At 65.7% G+C, this 16,862-nt stretch carries 14 protein-coding genes; 10 read left to right on the forward strand and 4 right to left on the reverse strand.

The genetic code is table 11. The features are described 5' to 3' along the window. The first annotated feature begins 26 nt into the window (after window positions 1–26). From cydB to LFL96_RS21435, 3 genes are all read left to right on the forward strand, one after another. On the forward strand, window positions 27–1,031 hold the full coding sequence (gene cydB, locus LFL96_RS21425; protein WP_281002712.1) for a cytochrome d ubiquinol oxidase subunit II: 1,005 nt from the start codon (window positions 27–29) through the stop codon (window positions 1,029–1,031). Continuing rightward, window positions 1,006–1,257 (forward strand): hypothetical protein, encoded by a 252-nt coding sequence (locus LFL96_RS21430; RefSeq protein WP_281003945.1) that lies wholly within the window; start codon window positions 1,006–1,008, stop codon window positions 1,255–1,257. The genes cydB and LFL96_RS21430 overlap by 26 nt, the downstream gene beginning before the upstream one ends. Before the next feature lie 384 nt (window positions 1,258–1,641). Beyond that, on the forward strand, window positions 1,642–2,454 hold the full coding sequence (locus LFL96_RS21435) for a response regulator transcription factor (protein WP_281002713.1): 813 nt from the start codon (window positions 1,642–1,644) through the stop codon (window positions 2,452–2,454). An 85-nt stretch (window positions 2,455–2,539) separates the two neighbouring features. On the opposite strand, the gene LFL96_RS21440 is transcribed toward LFL96_RS21435, so the two are convergent. After that, entirely contained in the window at window positions 2,540–4,426 is a 1,887-nt protein-coding gene (locus tag LFL96_RS21440; protein ID WP_281002714.1) for a hybrid sensor histidine kinase/response regulator, read from the reverse strand. Between the two features lie 376 nt (window positions 4,427–4,802). On the opposite strand from LFL96_RS21440, the gene LFL96_RS21445 reads away from it, so the two are divergent. Together LFL96_RS21445 and LFL96_RS21450 are read left to right on the forward strand one after the other, a co-directional pair. Further along, on the forward strand, window positions 4,803–5,594 hold the full coding sequence (locus tag LFL96_RS21445; RefSeq protein ID WP_281002715.1) for a hypothetical protein: 792 nt from the start codon (window positions 4,803–4,805) through the stop codon (window positions 5,592–5,594). Window positions 5,595–5,647: 53 nt separating this feature from the next. Beyond that, the gene (locus LFL96_RS21450) at window positions 5,648–9,085 is read left to right on the forward strand and encodes an alpha/beta fold hydrolase (protein ID WP_281002716.1); all 3,438 of its coding nucleotides are present in this window, start codon (window positions 5,648–5,650) and stop codon (window positions 9,083–9,085) included. Between the two features lie 81 nt (window positions 9,086–9,166). Here the strand turns inward: LFL96_RS21450 and LFL96_RS21455 are convergent, their stop codons facing one another. Both LFL96_RS21455 and LFL96_RS21460 read right to left on the reverse strand, forming a co-directional pair. Beyond that, on the reverse strand, window positions 9,167–10,579 hold the full coding sequence (locus LFL96_RS21455) for an FAD-binding oxidoreductase (protein WP_281002717.1): 1,413 nt from the start codon (window positions 10,577–10,579) through the stop codon (window positions 9,167–9,169). 52 nt (window positions 10,580–10,631) lie between these two features. After that, complete coding sequence (locus LFL96_RS21460) at window positions 10,632–11,618, reverse strand: 2-oxoglutarate and iron-dependent oxygenase domain-containing protein (RefSeq protein ID WP_281002718.1); 987 nt, start codon at window positions 11,616–11,618, stop codon at window positions 10,632–10,634. A gap of 345 nt (window positions 11,619–11,963) precedes the next feature. On the opposite strand from LFL96_RS21460, the gene LFL96_RS21465 reads away from it, so the two are divergent. From LFL96_RS21465 to hutC (LFL96_RS21485), 5 genes are all read left to right on the forward strand, one after another. Next, window positions 11,964–12,791, forward strand: coding sequence for a transporter substrate-binding domain-containing protein (locus tag LFL96_RS21465; RefSeq protein WP_281002719.1), 828 nt, complete (start codon window positions 11,964–11,966; stop codon window positions 12,789–12,791). 25 nt (window positions 12,792–12,816) lie between these two features. Then, on the forward strand, window positions 12,817–13,467 hold the full coding sequence (locus LFL96_RS21470; protein WP_281002720.1) for an amino acid ABC transporter permease: 651 nt from the start codon (window positions 12,817–12,819) through the stop codon (window positions 13,465–13,467). Between the two features lie 54 nt (window positions 13,468–13,521). Next, the gene (locus tag LFL96_RS21475) at window positions 13,522–14,184 is read left to right on the forward strand and encodes an amino acid ABC transporter permease (RefSeq protein WP_281002721.1); all 663 of its coding nucleotides are present in this window, start codon (window positions 13,522–13,524) and stop codon (window positions 14,182–14,184) included. A 19-nt stretch (window positions 14,185–14,203) separates the two neighbouring features. Continuing rightward, on the forward strand, window positions 14,204–15,064 hold the full coding sequence (locus LFL96_RS21480) for an amino acid ABC transporter ATP-binding protein (protein ID WP_281002722.1): 861 nt from the start codon (window positions 14,204–14,206) through the stop codon (window positions 15,062–15,064). A 106-nt stretch (window positions 15,065–15,170) separates the two neighbouring features. Then, window positions 15,171–15,944 (forward strand): histidine utilization repressor, encoded by a 774-nt coding sequence (gene hutC / locus LFL96_RS21485; protein ID WP_281002723.1) that lies wholly within the window; start codon window positions 15,171–15,173, stop codon window positions 15,942–15,944. Window positions 15,945–15,994: 50 nt separating this feature from the next. Here the strand turns inward: hutC (LFL96_RS21485) and hutC (LFL96_RS21490) are convergent, their stop codons facing one another. Next, on the reverse strand, window positions 15,995–16,678 hold the full coding sequence (hutC, locus tag LFL96_RS21490) for a histidine utilization repressor (protein ID WP_281002724.1): 684 nt from the start codon (window positions 16,676–16,678) through the stop codon (window positions 15,995–15,997). Window positions 16,679–16,862 lie beyond the last annotated feature (184 nt).

Raw genomic sequence — 16,862 nt, forward strand, 5'->3', positions numbered from 1 at the left:
TCAGCCAGTAAAAAGCGAGAAACGAAATGGACGTAACCGTCGTGTGGGCCGCGATCATCGCGCTGGGCCTGTTCCTGTATGTGGTGCTGGACGGCTTCGATCTGGGCATCGGCATCGTCTTCCCGTTCTTTCCCGATGAAAAGGAACGCGATCTGATGATGAACACCGTCGCGCCGGTCTGGGACGGCAACGAAACCTGGCTGGTGCTCGGCGGCGCCGGTTTGTTCGCGGTGTTTCCCGCGGTGTATTCCACCGTGCTGTCCGCGCTCTATCTGCCGCTGATCTTCATGCTGGTGTGTCTGATCTTTCGCGGCGTGTCGTTCGAAATCCGCGCGAAGGCCAATCGCACCCGTCATATGTGGGACCTGGCGTTCATCGGCGGCTCTGCGGGCGCGACGTTTTTCCAGGGCATCGCGCTGGGCGCATTCCTGCAGGGCATTCCGGTCGTCGACGGCGTCTATGCCGGCGACGCGTTCGGCTGGCTCACGCCGTTCAGCCTGCTGACGGGGCTCGGGCTCGTCGTGACGTACGCGCTGCTCGGCTGCTGCTGGCTGGTCGCGAAGACCGAGGGCGATCTGCAACGCCGGCTGCATCGCGTGGTATGGCCGTTGACGGTGGTGCTGCTCGGCTTCATCGCGCTGGTCAGCCTGTGGACGCCGCTGCAGGACCCGAACATCGCGCAACGCTGGTTCCACGACAATCTGTTTTACCGTCTGCTGCCGGTGCCTTTCCTGGTGGCGGTCTGCGCATTCTTCATGCGCCGCGCGGTGCGCGAGCGGCATCACAACACGCCGTTCGCGCTGGCGCTGCTGCTGGTGCTGCTCGGCTACGCGGGGCTGCTCGTGAGTCTGTACCCGTACGCGATTCCGTCGAGCATGACGCTGTGGGAAGCAGCCGCCCCGCGTTCGAGCCAGATGTTCACGCTGGTCGGCGCGGCGGTGATTCTGCCGGTCATCGTCGCCTATACGACGATGGGTTATTGGGTCTTTCGCGGCAAGGTGCGTCATGGCGACCAACATCACTATCACTAAGCGCCTGCGCGGCGGCGTAGACGACGGCGGCGAGCCCGTCACGAGGAAAGCCAGGGCGAAGGCAAACACGAACGCGAACGCAGCGTCGAGCGCCTCGGCCGGCGCGCGCAGACTGCCCGGCTGGCTATGGTTCATCGCGCTGTGGTGCTTCGGCGTGGGCTCGGCGATGTCGCTCGGTTTCGCGTTCAAGCTCCTGATGAATGCGACCTTGTTCGCGGTGAAATAGCGGCTTGTCTTCACCGGTTCGATATGGGTTTGTCACCGCGTCGAACCGAGGCGCATAACTTGCAGTATCCGGTGCGCGCGGCTTAAAAATCGCTTCGAACCGCTCGTCTACGTAGGAAGCCGACGCCGGTGCGCGGGGAGACCAACCGGACACAGCGCGCGGCGCGGGGGCAATCAGCCGGCGCTCGCCGCGCGCGGCAGGCGGGCGGCGAGCGCGAACGGCGGTACAAGATGCCACTCACCCGCCACTCACCCGCCATGCAGCCGCCGGCGGGCTTATGATCGCGGGGTAGCCGGCAATGAGGCGATGCACGACCCGAGAAGCACAACGAGCGCCGACCACGGCGGCAGTCCCCCACGCGCAGGCCTGACTCGCGGAGACATCATGAAGTTTCTTGTGGCCGACGACCATGAACTGATCCGCCAGGGCGTCAAAGGCATGCTGCGCGGTCTCGATCCCGACGCCCAGTTCGACGAAGCCGACAGTTGGGAAACCCTCGCCACCGCCGCGCGTCCCGACGCCGATCACGATCTGGCGATCGTCGATCTGCATATGCCGGGGATGAGCGGCGCGTCGTCGCTGGACATGTTGTTGAAGGCGAATCCCGCGCTGCCGGTGGTCGTGCTCTCCGCCGAGGAATCGCCGGACGAAATGCGCGCGGTGCTGGCCGCCGGCGCACTCGGTTTCGTGCCGAAGCGTCAGCCCGCCAGCGTGATGCTCAAGGCGATCGAACTGGTGTTGTCGGGCGGCGCGTACGTGCCGATGGAAGCGCTGAGTCTGCTCGGCGCAAGAGAAACCGCGACGACGGGTTCCATGCAGTCCGGGCCGCAAGGCGCGACGGCGGACCGGGTCGCGCAAGGGCTGGCGACGCCATCCGCTCAGGCCACGCAGACCAACCCGGCGGCGCTGACGGCCACGTCGCTGTCATCGCCCTCGCCCAGCAGTCCGGTCGAACCGGTTCCGTCACTGCAGCCGCATCAACGGCACTTGCTGGAAAACCTGTCGCCGCGTCAGCAGGACATCATGCGGCTCGTGCATCGCGGCTGGACCAACAAGATGATCGCGCGCGATCTCGGCGTCGCCGAAGGCACGGTGAAGGTGCATCTATCGGTGATCTTTCGCGCGCTCGGCGTGCACAACCGTTCGACCGCGATCGCGGTGATCAACGGCTGGCTGGAAGCGGGAAAAACGCTGTAGCGGCGTCGGCTTCTGCGTCGCTTCTGCGTTACTTCGGCGTCGGCTTCTGCGTCGCTTCTGCGTTACTTCGGCGCCCACTTCATCATCACACTTCGTCGTCCGCGTTCGCCTCGCGCAGCGCGGACGCGGGTGGCAACGCGGGATCGGTCACCGGTCCGCTCATCGGCGCACTCCGCTGCCCACTCACCGGCGCCGCCGCGCGGCCCCGATCCAGTTCCGCCTGCTGCCACAGCATCTCCAGCGTGCGCCGCAAACGCGCGGGCGTCACCGGCTTGTGGAGCACCGGAATGCCCTGCAGCGCAAGTGCCGTGAGTTCCGCCGACGCCATGTCGCCGGTAATCAGCAAGGTCACCACGCCCTCGTGTCCCGCGCGCGCCAGCGCATTGCGCACCGCGCTCAGCGCCTGCGCGCCGGTCCGATGATTCGCCAACTGGTAATCGCACAACACCGCATCCGGTACGAAGCCCTGCGCGAGCACCGCGAGCGCGGCGGCTTCGTCGCGCGCGCCGCGCACGCTGCAACCCCAGCGCGCGAGCAGACTGGCCAGACCCTCGAGTATCGACGGCTCATCGTCGATGCACAGCACGCGCCGCCCTTGCGTCGACGGACCGCCCGCCGCCGTCTCGTTCAGACTCGCGACGATGCCGCCCGCCTCGCCCGCCTGCACCGGAAAGCGGAACACCGAACCGCGCCCCGGCGCCGAACGCAACTGCAACTCGCCGCCAAGCAGTTCGACGAGACGCTTCACCGTCGGCAAGCCGAGGCCGTGCCCCTGACGCGCGTCGCGTTGCGGATTGGCGACCTGATAGAACTCCTCGAAGATCTGCTCGTGTTCCCCGGCCGGAATGCCGATGCCCGAATCCCGCACTTCGATATACCCGCCCCACGCCTGCCCCGCGCGCCGCACGCCGAGCCAGATCGCGCCTTCCTCGGTATAGCGCACAGCGTTCGACAGCAGATTGCTCAGCACGCGCTCCAGCAAGACCGGATCGTCGTGCACGATCATCGCGGTCGGCGCGATCCGCAGCGCGAGTCCCTTGGCCGCCGCCTGCGGACGATACTGGCTACCGACGCGCTCGAACAGTTCGGCGAGCCGGAAGTGCAGCCGGATCACCTGGGTCACGCCGCTTTCGAGCCGCGCGAGATCGAGCACCTGGTTGAACAGCTGATTGAGCGCCTCGACGTTGTAGACGATGTGTTCGGCGGTCTTCGCGTGTTGCACGGGCGTCGCCGCCGTGTCGTTCAGCGAAGCGGCGAGCAGACCGATCGCATGCAGGGGCTGCCGCAGATCGTGACTGGCGGCGGCGAAGAAGCGCGTCTTCGCGAGACTCGCCTCCTCCGCCACATGCTTCTGCTCGGCCAGCGACTCCGCCAGGTACTGCTGATCCACACGCGCCTGCACGACCTGACGGAACAGCTTGCGATAGCTCATCGCATACACGTTGATCGCGCAGAAGAAGAACGCGAGGACGATCGCGAGAATCGTGCGGTCGAACGTATGCGTGCCGAAATGCATGACGATCGACGGAAACAGCAGAAACGGAATCGCGGTGGAAAAATTCAGCAGGTCGAAACCGTTCGACATGAACACGCCGCCCGCGAGCGTCACCAGCATCACCGTATGCAGCAACGGCAGATCCGCTTGCGGACTCTGGAACGCGAACCAGATCGCGAGACCCGGCGCGCTGTAGAGCAGCATGCCGCGCACCGCGTGCAGCACGATCCAGCCGCGCGGCGACGCGAGCCGCGGATAGCGCCGGTTGCAGATCCACAGCGCGAGGCTGCCGCAATTGGCCGCCGCGTAAAAACCGAAACACGCGACGAATAGCGGCGGCGACGGCACCGCCGGCCAGTAGATCGCCACCAGTACCGCGATCGAAAACCAGTGCGTGAAGAACGCGATCGGGTCCTGCGCGTACAGCACACGCACGAGATCTTCGTCGATGGCACGCTGGATCGGGTCGAGCCGCATCGTGCGGTCTCCTTATGGGCACGGCACATTCTTGAGTGTGGCGCGGGCTCGGCGAACCGGTCGAACGAAGTGGATATCCGGGACGTGCCGCGCGGGAAGCCTTGCTTTGCAAGCTGCTTTTCTTCAGATGAATCGCCGGCGTTTCTGCTTAGGTCCTGCTCGGGTCTTACTCGGGGCTTGCTCGGGCCTTACTTTATGCCAGATGGTTTACCCGGCAGTTTACCCATCAGCTACCACTTAATCCATATAGGCGAACACGTCTGCGGAAACCATACTGGCTTCACATTCCAGCGCGGTTTCAACGTTTCGCGAATCACCTGTCCGCCCGCAGCCGGGGCTCGCCGCGCTTCTCGTTTCACCCCCTACGGAGGTTGTCATGGGCGTAGTTCCGAGCCACGCGTTCGCCCGCACACTCGACGACGCGGTCCTGCCCGATCTGTGGCGCAGGCGCACGCGCCTGTCCGGCGACGAAATGGTGTCGATGGTCGAACTGGTCAAGCGCGCGTTGCGGACCTATCATCCGCTGGAGTTGCAGGCGCTCGGCGACGACAAGGAGGAACTGGTCGCCCAGTTCATTTACGCCAAGGTGTTGCGGCTCGCGCCTGGCCACACGGAAACGAGTGCGTGTGCCGAGAGCGCGCCGTCCAACGGCTACGCGTTGTGCGCCTATTTCCGCCGCTACCTGATCGACTGCCTGCGCAGTGCGGGACATCAGCGCAACGTGTCGATGGAAAACGACGGCATGGCGCACGAAATCGATCTGCACGCGCAGGCGCTGGAAGACCCGGTGGAAAGCGTGCTGTTGCAATACGGGCTCGACGAAGCGCGCGTACGCGACGCCGCGCGCACGTTCATCGATCGCCTCGACGAACCCGAGCGCATCGTACTGGCGGGCAGTCTCGGCTGGTGCTCGGAAGCGAAAGGCGGTTTGTCGGCGGTCGCGGCTCAGCATCGGGTGCCCTCGTATCACTATCGCGCCGTCAAACTCGGCGTCACCATGAAAAAGACGGCCGGCGCGGTGGAATTTTCCAATACGAAGATCGGTCGCTGGCTCACGGACGTACTTGGCATCGACATTGAAATCGAAAACCGCGCGGCGATTCTGCTTGCGCTGAACCTGCTCGCGGCCGAATCGAGCGAGAGCGAAATGAACGAAGCCGCCGCCTAAATGCGCCGGTTGCCGGCCTTTTCCCGCAGTACGTTCCTGACGAGGTGCTGTCGATGAATCGTTTATCGAGTCCCGTGACGGCGATCGCGCCGCATTACGACGTGGTGGTGGTGGGGTCCGGCTACGGCGGCGCGATTGCCGCGAGCCGCATGGCGCGCGCGGGCTTGCGCGTGTGCGTGCTCGAACGCGGCCGCGAATTCATGGCCGGCGAGTATCCGCGCACGCCGTTCCAGGGCGCCGAAGAGGTGCAGTACAACACGGCGCTGGCGCAGATCGGCTCGCCGCTCGCGTTGCTCGAGGTGCACGTGAACGACGACGTCAACGCGGTGGTCGGCTGCGGTCTGGGCGGCACCTCGTTGATCAACGCGAACGTCGCGCTCGAAGCCGACCCGCGCGTGTGGGACGATCCGCGCTGGCCGCGCGCGCTGCGCGACGATCAGGCGGGCCGCGATACCGGCTACGCGCTCGCGCGCGCGATGCTGCAACCGTCGCCGGTGCCAGATGCCTATCCGCCGCTGCCCAAACTCCAGGCACTCGAAAAATCGGCGCGCGCGCTCGGCATGGCCGGCCGTTTCAGCCGCCCGCCGGTCACCGTCACGTTCGAGGACCGCGTCAACGTGGCGGGCGTCGCACAGCATGCCTGCGTCGGTTGCGGCGACTGCAATTCGGGCTGCAATTACGACGCGAAAAACTCCACGCACATGAACTATCTGCCCGATGCGGTCGCGCACGGCGCGCAGATCTTCACGGGCGCGGCCGTGCATTCGGTGCTGCGCGACGCGGCGACGCAAACGTGGACCGTGCGCTATCAACTGGTGAGTCTCGGCCGCGAAAGCTACGGTGCACCGGATCTGTTCGTGAGCGCGGACGTGGTCATCGTGTCGGCCGGCACGATCGGTTCGACCGCGCTGCTGCTACGTTCGCGCGACGCGGGTCTGACCGTCTCCGCGCAGCTCGGCGAGCATTTCACCGGCAACGGCGACGTGCTCGCCTTCGCCTACAACACCGACGACACGATCAACGGCGTCGGCTGGGGCGCGCATACGCCCGGGCAGATTCCGCCGGTCGGGCCGACCATCGCCGGCTTGATCGATCATCGCGATACGCCGAATCTGCGTGACGGTTTCGTCATCGAGGAAGGCTCGCTGGCCGGACCGGTCGGCGCGGCGCTGGTCGGTCTGCTCGGCGCCGCCGCGCCGCTCGAAGGCGTCGACGCGGGCGGGCCGCCGGGCGCCGACAGTCGGCTCGCGTACGACGCGCGGGTGCTCGAAAGCTACCTGCGCGGCCCATATCGCGGTGCGCTGAATCACACGCAAAGCTATCTCGTGATGGCGCACGACGACGAAAGCGGCCAGATCCACGTCGACCCACGTGGCCAGCCGCGCATCGCGTGGCCGAACGCGGGCAGGCAGCCCATCTTTCAGACCGTCGAGCGAACGCTCGAACACGCAACCGCGCCGCTCGGCGGCAAGTATCTGCGCAATCCGATCTCGACCGCGATCGCCGGCAACCGCACGGTCACCGTGCACCCGCTCGGCGGCTGCGGGATGGGCGAAGATGCGCAGCACGGCGTGGTCGATCACATGGGCCGCGTGTTCAGCGGCGCGGCCGGCTCGGCGGTGCACGACGGCCTGTACGTGATGGACGGCGCGGTGATGCCGATGTCGCTCGGCGTCAATCCGCTGCTGACGATCTCGGCGCTGGCCGAGCGCAATTGCGCGCTGCTCGCGGCCTCGCGTGGGCGGCAGATCGACTACACGGCCAAAGGCACGGCCGCGCCGCCGCCCGCGCCGAAGATCGGCCTGCGGTTTACGGAAACGATGATCGGCACCTACACGCCGGCCAACGCGCCCGCGGCGCTGGCCGAGGCGGATGCCAACGCTGCCCCGAGCGCCACGAGCCCGATCGAATTCACGCTCACCGTCGAATCGGACGATCTCGCCGACATGCTCGCCAATCCGCAGCATCTCGCGCACACCGCCGGCACGCTGACCTGTCCCGCGCTGTCCGCGCAGCCGATGACGATCGTCGACGGCACGTTCAATCTGTTCGTGGTCAACGCGTCGGATGTCGACGAGCGCAACATGAATTACCGCATGACGCTCGAATCGACCGAAGGCAAAACGTATACGCTGACCGGGCAGAAGATCATCACGCGCACGTCGCCGATCAACCTGTGGGCGCAAACCAATACGCTGTACGCCGAGCTTCGCACGGGCACTCGAACAGACGGTCCGCTACTCGGCAAGGCGACGCTGATCATCACGCCGGAAAATTTCCTCAAGCAGCAACGCACGCTCGAAGTCACCAACACACCCGATCTCGCGACGCGTCTCGACTGGACGCTGAAATTCGGCAAGTTCTTCGCGGGCGTGCTGTTCACCGAATACGGCGGCGTGGCCGCGCCGCTGCAATTCGTCGAGACGACGGCGACGCCGCGCATCAAGCGCGCGTTGCGCGCGCCGGCCCCGCAGACCACCTACTTCGATACGCCCGACGGCACCACCTTGCGGCTCACGCGCTACGCCGATCCGGCCGCGGCGAAACCGTTGCGGCCGTTGTTGATGATTCACGGCTCGGGCGTGTCCAGCCGCATCTTCTCGACGGATCTGATCGCGACCAACCTCGTCGAGTATCTGTGCGCGTGCGGCTACGACGTGTGGCTCGTCGATCTGCGCGTCAGCATCGAATTGCCGAGCGTGCTGGTGCCGGCCAACGTCGACGAGGTGGCGCGCGAGGACATTCCCGCCGCCGTCGCGAAGGTCCGCGAGCTGACCGGCGCCGCGCAGATTCAGGTGCTTGGCCACTGCATGGGCGGCCTCGCGTTGAGCATGTCGCTGCTCGCGGGTCTGCAAGGCGTGCGCTCGGCGCTGATCTCGCAGGTCGCCGCGCACCCGGTGCCGGGCACGCTGCAGAAGATCAAGGCGGGGCTCCATATCCCGGGCATCATGCAGCACCTCGGCGTGCGCGATCTGACCGCTTACACGCAGCATCGCGCATGGCCGGACAATCTGCTCGACGAAGCGCTGCGCCTTTATCCCATCGATCACGACGAGGGCTGCGGCAACCCGATCTGTCATCGCGCGACGTTCCTCTACGGGCTGCTGTACGAACACGCGAAGCTGAACGAGACGCTGCACGAGAATCTGCAGGAGTTGTTCGGCATTCACGACATCGAGGTGTTCAGGCATCTCGCCGCGATGGTGCGGGCCGGCAGGATCGTCGATGCCGAAGGCGAGGACCTGTATCTCGGCGGTGCGAGAGGACTGGAAGGTCTGCGCCTGCCGATCGGATTCATTCACGGCGAAAGGAACGAGACGTATCTGCCCAAAAGCACGCAACTGACGTTCGACATGCTGACGCGAGCGTTCCCGGAGCAGCCTTACGAAAGGCATCTGATTCCGGGGTATGGCCACATCGACTGTATTTTCGGCAAGGATGCGGCGGCGGACGTGTATCCGGTGATCGCGCGGTATCTGGACGCGCATTGACGCAACGGCGAGTTCGACGCACGAGCACGGCGGGTTGCGCCGCCCTGCCCGTTACCCTGCTCGACGACCTCCCCGTCGCGCTCAGAACAACTTGCCGGGATTCAGGATACCGTGCGGGTCCAGCGCGCGTTTGATCGCGTGCATGGCGGCCAGCTCCGCCGGCGAACGCGAGATCGGCAGGAACTCGCGTTTGAGCAAGCCGATGCCGTGTTCCGCCGACACCGAACCTTGCAACGGCCCGAGCATCTCGTAGACGAATGCGTACACCGCGTGATGCGTGACGCCGGGAACCGAGTGGCCGTCGACGGTCACATGCAGATTCGAATCGCCGATATGCCCGAAGAAATACGACGCGTTGCCCGGCCAGCGCTCGTCGAGCGCGGCCCGGCAACGCTCGACGAACGCGCCGATTTCGCCGATCGGCAAACTCACGTCGAAGTTGATCGCGTCGAGCCGCACCGGAAACTCGGCGGTGCATTCGCGAATCGCCCACAGTGCGCGCGTGTCGGCCACCGACTGCGCGATCACCGCGTCGCGGATCGCGCCCGCGTCGAGCGCATCGGTCAACGTGCCGGCGAAGCGTTCGCCGTCGTCGTCCGCATCGAAACTCGCGTGCTCGATCAGCGCGTACAGCGGATGCGGCGCGTCGAACGGCGAGCGCGTGCCCGTCAGCTTCACGCCGAAGTCGTAGAAATCCGGCCACATTATTTCGAACGCGCCGATGTCGTTGCCGAAGCGCGTCGCGAGGCGGCGCAGCAGGCTGACGGCGGCAGCGTAGTCGCCGAGCGCGACCAGTGCCGTATGCCGTGCCGCCCGGCGCGGATGCAGACGCAACACGGCCCGCGTGATCACGCCAAGCGTGCCCTCTGAACCGATGAACCAGTGCTTCAGGTCGTAACCCGTATTGTTCTTCACCATCTTGCCGAGCGAAGTCAGCACGTCGCCGTTCGCGAGCACCACTTCGAGCCCGAGCACCTGGTCGCGCGCGGTGCCCGACTGGATCACGCGATTGCCGCCCGCATTGGTCGCGAGATTGCCGCCGATCTGGCACGAGCCGCGCGCGCCGAGATCGAGCGCGAGTTCGAAGCCCGCCTCGGCGGCGGCTTCCTGCGCCGTCTGCAAGGTCGTGCCGGCGCGCACCGTGAGCGTGGCCGACGCAGCGTCCACCTCTTCGACCCCGCTTAATCGTTCCAGCGACAACGCGATATCCGTGGCCCGCGCGATTGCGCCGCCCGCGAGTCCCGTCATCCCGCCTTGCGGCACCACGGGCTGATACGCGGCGTGGCAGATGGCCAGCGCGCGCGCCACCTCCTGCGTGGTACGCGGCAGCAGCAAGGCGGCCGGACGCGTCGGTTCGTGGCGCGTCCAGTCAGTCAGCGCGCGTTCGCCGATCTGCTCGTCCACGCGCACCGCATCGTCGCCGAGTGCGGCGCGCAATGCGTCGAGTGTGTTTGCGAGCGGCGCGGTGCGCTGGGTGTTTGCTTCGTCGATCATGCCGTGTTCCTTGCGCAGCCTCGCCGGCTACGCGGTTCTTTCCGTTGCGGTCTCATTCGCTGCCGGTGCTCGCTTCCTGCGCGCGTTTTTTCCGGTAACCCATCGAGTCGTTGATGCGCCCGAGAATATAGTCGCCCGCCGCAACCGGCGGGTACTTGACCTCGTCGTCCCGTGCACCGAGATCGCGCGGATCGACGAGCGCGCCGTAGGTGGGATCGTAGAACGTCGCGATCGAATAGCGCTCGCGTCCCGATGCGTTGATCACGCGATGCAGCGTCGAGCGAAAGCGGTCGTTGGTCCAGCGCGCGAGCAGATCGCCGACGTTCACCACGAAGCTGCCTTCGACCGGCGGCGCATCGACCCACGTATCGTTGGCGATCTCGCGCACCTGCAGGCCGCCCACCTGATCCTGCCACAGCAGCGTGATGCAACCGTAGTCCGTATGCGGCGCGACGCCGAACTGATCGGCGTCCGATTGGGGCGGCTGCGGCGGATAGTAGACCATCTGCGTGCGCTGCATCCGCTTCGTGTAGCGCGGTGCGAAGAAATCTTCCGCCACGCCGAGACTCGCCGCGACCGCGCGCAACAGATCGGCGCCGCATGCGCCAACCGCCTCGTAATAGCCATACAGCGCGGGGCGCAACTGCGGCATGAAGTCCGGCCAGTTGTTCGGCCCGCGCAAGGCCTGACCGGCGAGCACGTCGGGATCGTCCTCCGGCAGTTCGAGGCCGATGCTGAAGAACTCCTTGTAGTCGGGACGCTTGGCCTGGTACATGGTCGCATCGCCCAACGCATTGAAACCGCGATGCCGGTGATTGACCGCCGCGCGCCGTTTGGTCTCCGGCGCAAACGCGAAGAACGTGCGCGCAGCGTGCTGCGCGGCATCGATCGACGCTTGCGGCACCCCGTGATTGACGATGTAGAAGAAGCCGATCGTCGTGCACGCAGCGCGGATTTCACGCGCCACGCGTTGCATGGCGTGTGGATCGCCCGCGCGCACGCCGGCGAGATCGATGATCGGAATATGGGTCACAGGCATTGCTTGGCTCCCTGAAAGGCCGCTGCAATCAACACATCAATCAACACGTGAATCGGCAGACGAATGCGCGCGCCTGGCGGCACGCCCATCCGCGCACGAAGCGCGTCGCGCCTCATCCCTCCGACGTTGTATATACCGCCAAAAGCGCGCTCGCAAGCTGCGTTGCAATGCGCGCCGCGCTCGTGCTTCGCACGCGGACGGTGCATGACGTTAGGGCTTTTCTCTACTCGCGCGTTTATTTATTTCGCGCGAAAAACGCGGTATATACTGCCTCGCATGACTCGCGCCGGCCCGCGACATGGGCGCCGTTTTCGCGCGACACCGCTTTGCCAACCGGAGAATCCCATGCGTATCCCTGCAGGCTGGAAGTGTCGTCTCGTGATGCTGGCGTTGTGCGCGGCGAGCGTCGCCGCGCATGCGGAAGACCAGCTCGCCAAAGTGAAGAAAGCCGGCGAACTGGTGGTGGGCACCGAGATGCAATTCGCCCCGTTCGACTTCCTCGAAAACGGTCAGCAGGCCGGCTTCAATAAAGACCTGTTCGCCGAGGTCGGCAAGGAAATGGGCGTGAAGGTGCGCTTCATCGACCTGCCGTGGCCGAGCGTGCTGCCCGGACTCGAAGCCGGCAAGTTCGACATGGTGGGCGGCCCGCTCACCGTCACCAAGGCGCGCATGGAACGCTACACGTACACGCTGCCCGTCGCGGATGCCACCGACGCGCTGCTCAAGCGCGCCAACGACAGCGCCCTCAAGCAATCGTCGGATATCGCCGGCAAGACCGTGGGCGCGGGCAAGGGTTCGGCCCAGCTCGATCAATTGAAGGCCTACGTCGCCACCTTGCCGAAGGCGCCGGAAATTCGCGAGTACGTCGACAACAACCAGGCCTACGCCGACCTCGCGGCCGGCCGGATCGCGGCCGTCGCGAATTCCATGACCAATATCGCGTACGTCGCCAAGCAGCGGCCGGAAACCTTCGCGGTGGTGCAGCCGCCGTTCGGCGCGAAGGTGTACTTCGCCTACTGCCTGCGTAAGGACGCGGACAGCAAGCCGCTCGCCGATGCATTCAACGCCGCGCTCGTGAAGATGCACAACGACGGCCGCCTCGCGACGCTGCAGAAGAAATGGTTCGGTGTGGCGATGGATGCGCCCACCACCATGCCGACGCCGAACTACTGACGGCCTCGCGGCGAGTGCGGCGCTCATGTTCAGCACCACGGTCTTCGTTCAGGGTTTGCCGCTGCTGCTGCATGCGGCGCTCGCCACCATCGGCATCTCGCTGACGGGACTCGCGATCGGCTTCTTCGTCGCGATCGGCGTGTGCGCGGCGCGGCTCTCGCCGAATCGCGCCGCGCGACTGTCCGGCGGCGCTTACGTGTTCTTCTTTCGCGGCGTGCCGATGCTGGTGCAACTGCTGCTGGTGTACTACCTGCTGCCGTTCGCGGGCATCAACGTATCGCCGCTCGTCGCCGCCATCAGCGCGGTCTCGCTGTGCTCCGCGTCGTATATCGCCGAGATTCTGCGTGGCGGTTTTCTCAACGTGCCGCCAGGTCATCTCGAAGCCGCGCGCATGCTCGGTCTCTCGCCGTTCGACATGCTGCGGCGCATTCTCGTGCCGCAGGCCTTCCGTTCGACGCTGCCTTCGCTAGTGAACGAAATGGTGCTGCTGATCAAGGCTTCGTCGCTGATCTCGGTGGTCGGCGTGGCCGAGTTGACGCGTACCGCGCAGAACATCGCGGCGAGTACGTATAGGCCGCTCGAAGCGTATGTCGCCGCCGGGCTGATCTACTTCGTGATCTGCGGCACGCTCGCGCTGCTCGCGCACGCCGCCGAATACCGGTTGCAGCACGCCTGATCCGAACCGGCCGAATGTGCAACGCCACCTTCCCACCCACATCGAGCCCGCGTCATGCAACAGTTCGACCCGACCGTCATCACGCACAATCTCCAGCCGATCGCGGCCGGTCTCGCGACGACGCTCGGCACCTGGCTCGCGGGCGTCGCGCTCGGCATGGCGATCGGCTTTCTGATCGCCGTGCTGCAGCTCTTTTGCGGACGCTGGGTACGCGGCATCCTGCGCTTTTACATCGAACTGTTTCGCGGCACGCCGTTTCTCGTGCAACTGTTTCTGCTGTACTACGGCGGTCCGTCGTTCGGCCTCACGCTCGAACCGTTGACGGCCGGCGTGCTCGGTTTAGGCCTGTATGGCAGCGCGTATTTCGCCGAGGCGTTCCGTTCGGGATTTCAATCGGTGCCACCGGGTCATCTCGAAGCGGCATCGTGTCTCGGCCTCACGCGCTGGCAAACGGTGCTGCGCGTCCAGGTGCCGCAAATGCTGGTGCTGATCGTGCCCGCGCTGACCAACCTGATCATCGTGCTGAGCAAGGAGACCGCGGTGCTGTCCATCGTTACCGTGCCCGAACTCACTTTCGTGCTGACCGGCATCGGCTCGGCCACCTTCGCTTTCGTCGAAACCCTGCTGGCGCTGTGCGTGTGTTATCTCGCGCTGGTCGAACTGACTTCGCGCGCGGGCATGTGGGCCGAGACCCGCATCGCGCGCTTCATGGCGTGAACGCACTACGGACTCTCTCATGAACGCTATCGCCGACATGCCCTCTTCCGCCGCCCCCGCCTCGTCCGTCAACGCGCCGCTGATCCAGGTGCGCGATCTGCGCAAACATTTCGGCGACGTCGACGTGCTGCGCGGCATCGATCTCGAGATCGCGCGCTCCGAGGTGGTGTGCATCATCGGGCCGTCGGGCTCCGGTAAAAGCACGCTGCTGCGTTGCCTCGCCGCGCTCGAAACCTACGATCAGGGGGACGTGCGGATCGAAGGCGAACTGCTCGGCTATAGCGAGCGCAACGGCAAACGCGTGCGCGCGTCGCAAGGCGAGATCAATCGCGTGCGGCGCAACGTCGGCATGGTGTTTCAGCAGTTCAATCTGTGGCCGCACATGAGCGCGCTCGGCAACGTCATGGAAGCGCTGCTGCGCGTGCGCCATCTGTCGCGCGACGAAGCGCGCCGCCGCGCGAACGCGATGCTCGATACCGTCGGCCTCGCGCACAAGGGCGATGCCTATCCGGCCAAACTATCGGGGGGTCAACAGCAGCGCGTGGCGATCGCACGCGCGCTGGCAATGGAACCACACATCATGCTGTTCGACGAACCGACCTCGGCACTCGACCCGGAACTGGTCGGCGAAGTCCTGCAGGTGATGAAGCAGCTCGCGCGCGACGGCATGACGATGGCCGTGGTCACGCATGAAATGGGGTTCGCCGCGCAGGTCGCCGACAAGGTGATGTTCATCGATCAAGGTCGCATCGCCGTGCAGGGCAAGCCGCGCGACGTGTTTCACGACGCCAGTCAGCCGCGCTTGCGGCAGTTCCTGCAGAACTACTTCGACCGCAACGCGTTCTGGGCACGCGGTCCCGACGACGCGCCCACGCCATGACGCCGCGCTTGCTCGTGCCGCTTGCGACGCTTGCGACGCTTGCGACGCTCATGTCTTCAGCGCCGCGCCCGCCGCACGCGCGCGTTCGCTAACACCAGACCCGCCGATGTCCACCACCGACCGCAGCCGCTCCCACGACAAACCGCTCGCCGCCGATGCGCCGGCCGCACGCTACGAGCAGGTCAAATCGCACATCCGCCGCCTCGTCGAATCGGGCGAGCGGCAGGCGGGCGACCGGCTGCCGTCCGAGCAGGATCTCGTCACGGCGCTCGGCGTTTCGCGCATGACGGCCAATCGCGCATTGCGCGAGCTCGCCGACGAAGGGCTCGTGACGCGGGTCTCCGGCGTCGGCACGTTCGTCGCGCCGAGCAAACCGCAATCCACGCTGCTGATGATCGCCCACATCGGCGACGAGATCCGCTCGCGCGGCCACGAATATCGCTTCGAGACCGTGCTGTCGCAACGCGAAACCGCGTCCGTGATGGTGTCGAATGCGCTGGGGCTCGCACCGGGCGCGTCGGTGTTCCATGTGATCTGCGTGCACCGCGAGAATGGCCTGCCGGTGCAACTGGAGGATCGCTACGTGAATCCCGCGACCGCGCCGGCGTTTCTCGAACAGGATTTCTCGACGCTCAGGCCGTCCGAGTATCTGTATGAAATCGTGCCGGCGCACGACGTCGAACACGTGGTCGATGCGGGCCTGCCGACGCGCGCCGAAGCCGACCTGCTCGAAATCCGCGCGGAAGAGCCCTGTCTCACGCTGATGCGCCGCACGTGGACGAGCGGCGTGGCGGTGACGTTCGCGCGCTTCGTGCATCCGGGCTCGCGTTACCGGCTGGGTTGCCGGTTTTCGCCGGATCTGTCGCAACGGCAGGGCTGATTCAGCGCCGGGCGCCGCGGCGAAACGCGCAAACCAGACGCGCAAAGCCGCTACACATTCCCCGCCAGATGAAACCGCGAGGCCGGGTGCCACAACTGCACCGACGTCGCGACATCGTCGCCGACCCACGTGCGGCGCCACAATTGCAGACAAGGCTCGCCGATTTCCATCATCAGATGACGGCGTATGTACGCATCCGGCTTCTGCGCATAGATACGAAACTCCGCGCGCTGGATCGGCGCGAGCCTCACCATGTAGTGATTCGGCGTTTCGACCGTGAAGTCCTGCGCGAGATAGTCGGGGAACACTTTCGGGTTGACGTAGCGGTCCTCGTACTGGATCGGCTCGCCCTCCTCGCTGTGCACGATGCACGAGTGAAAGGCCTCGCCGCCCGCGAGGCCGAGCGCTTCGAGCGCCTGCGGATCGTCGCTCGGTTCGAGCGTCAGCACGCGCGCCGAATGACGATGACCGCGTGCGGCGATTTCATCGGCGATATTGCGGATCTCCAGCACCGTCGATTCGTAGCGGCGCGGCGCGACGAACGTGCCCGAACCTTGCACGCGCGTCAGCACGCGCTCGGCGGTGAGTTCGCGCAGCGCGCGCGACACCGTCATGCGCGCCACGCCGAATTCCTTCACCAGTTCCGTTTCGGATGGGATCAAGCCGCCCGGCTTCCAGTCGCCCTCGCTGATGCGGCGGATCACGTAGCGTTTGATCTGTTCGTAGGCGGGCATCGCCTTCGCGGGTGTATCCGGCCGACGCTCCGATGAATGCTCCGGTTGACGCCCGGGATGATGCTGTCTCTCTGCGGCTTGCGCGTCTCGTTGCGCGTCTCGTCGCGCGTTTGTAATTGTGTTCACTCTGACCTCGTGGGTGGTAAGTGGTAGCGGGGCCATCGCGGGTTGCCGGCCCCTAAGG

This window comes from Paraburkholderia sp. D15, assembly GCF_029910215.1.
GTDB lineage: Bacteria > Pseudomonadota > Gammaproteobacteria > Burkholderiales > Burkholderiaceae > Paraburkholderia.

What these genes read in the sequence shown, in the direction of transcription:
- cydB (WP_281002712.1), top strand. Translation starts at nt 27, where the DNA reads ATGGACGTAACCGTCGTGTGGGCCGCGATCATCGCGCTGGGCCTGTTC.
- LFL96_RS21430 (WP_281003945.1), top strand. Translation starts at nt 1,006, where the DNA reads ATGGCGACCAACATCACTATCACTAAGCGCCTGCGCGGCGGCGTAGAC.
- LFL96_RS21435 (WP_281002713.1), top strand. Translation starts at nt 1,642, where the DNA reads ATGAAGTTTCTTGTGGCCGACGACCATGAACTGATCCGCCAGGGCGTC.
- LFL96_RS21440 (WP_281002714.1), bottom strand. Translation starts at nt 4,426, where the DNA reads ATGCGGCTCGACCCGATCCAGCGTGCCATCGACGAAGATCTCGTGCGT.
- LFL96_RS21445 (WP_281002715.1), top strand. Translation starts at nt 4,803, where the DNA reads ATGGGCGTAGTTCCGAGCCACGCGTTCGCCCGCACACTCGACGACGCG.
- LFL96_RS21450 (WP_281002716.1), top strand. Translation starts at nt 5,648, where the DNA reads ATGAATCGTTTATCGAGTCCCGTGACGGCGATCGCGCCGCATTACGAC.
- LFL96_RS21455 (WP_281002717.1), bottom strand. Translation starts at nt 10,579, where the DNA reads ATGATCGACGAAGCAAACACCCAGCGCACCGCGCCGCTCGCAAACACA.
- LFL96_RS21460 (WP_281002718.1), bottom strand. Translation starts at nt 11,618, where the DNA reads ATGCCTGTGACCCATATTCCGATCATCGATCTCGCCGGCGTGCGCGCG.
- LFL96_RS21465 (WP_281002719.1), top strand. Translation starts at nt 11,964, where the DNA reads ATGCGTATCCCTGCAGGCTGGAAGTGTCGTCTCGTGATGCTGGCGTTG.
- LFL96_RS21470 (WP_281002720.1), top strand. Translation starts at nt 12,817, where the DNA reads ATGTTCAGCACCACGGTCTTCGTTCAGGGTTTGCCGCTGCTGCTGCAT.
- LFL96_RS21475 (WP_281002721.1), top strand. Translation starts at nt 13,522, where the DNA reads ATGCAACAGTTCGACCCGACCGTCATCACGCACAATCTCCAGCCGATC.
- LFL96_RS21480 (WP_281002722.1), top strand. Translation starts at nt 14,204, where the DNA reads ATGAACGCTATCGCCGACATGCCCTCTTCCGCCGCCCCCGCCTCGTCC.
- hutC (WP_281002723.1), top strand. Translation starts at nt 15,171, where the DNA reads ATGTCCACCACCGACCGCAGCCGCTCCCACGACAAACCGCTCGCCGCC.
- hutC (WP_281002724.1), bottom strand. Translation starts at nt 16,678, where the DNA reads ATGCCCGCCTACGAACAGATCAAACGCTACGTGATCCGCCGCATCAGC.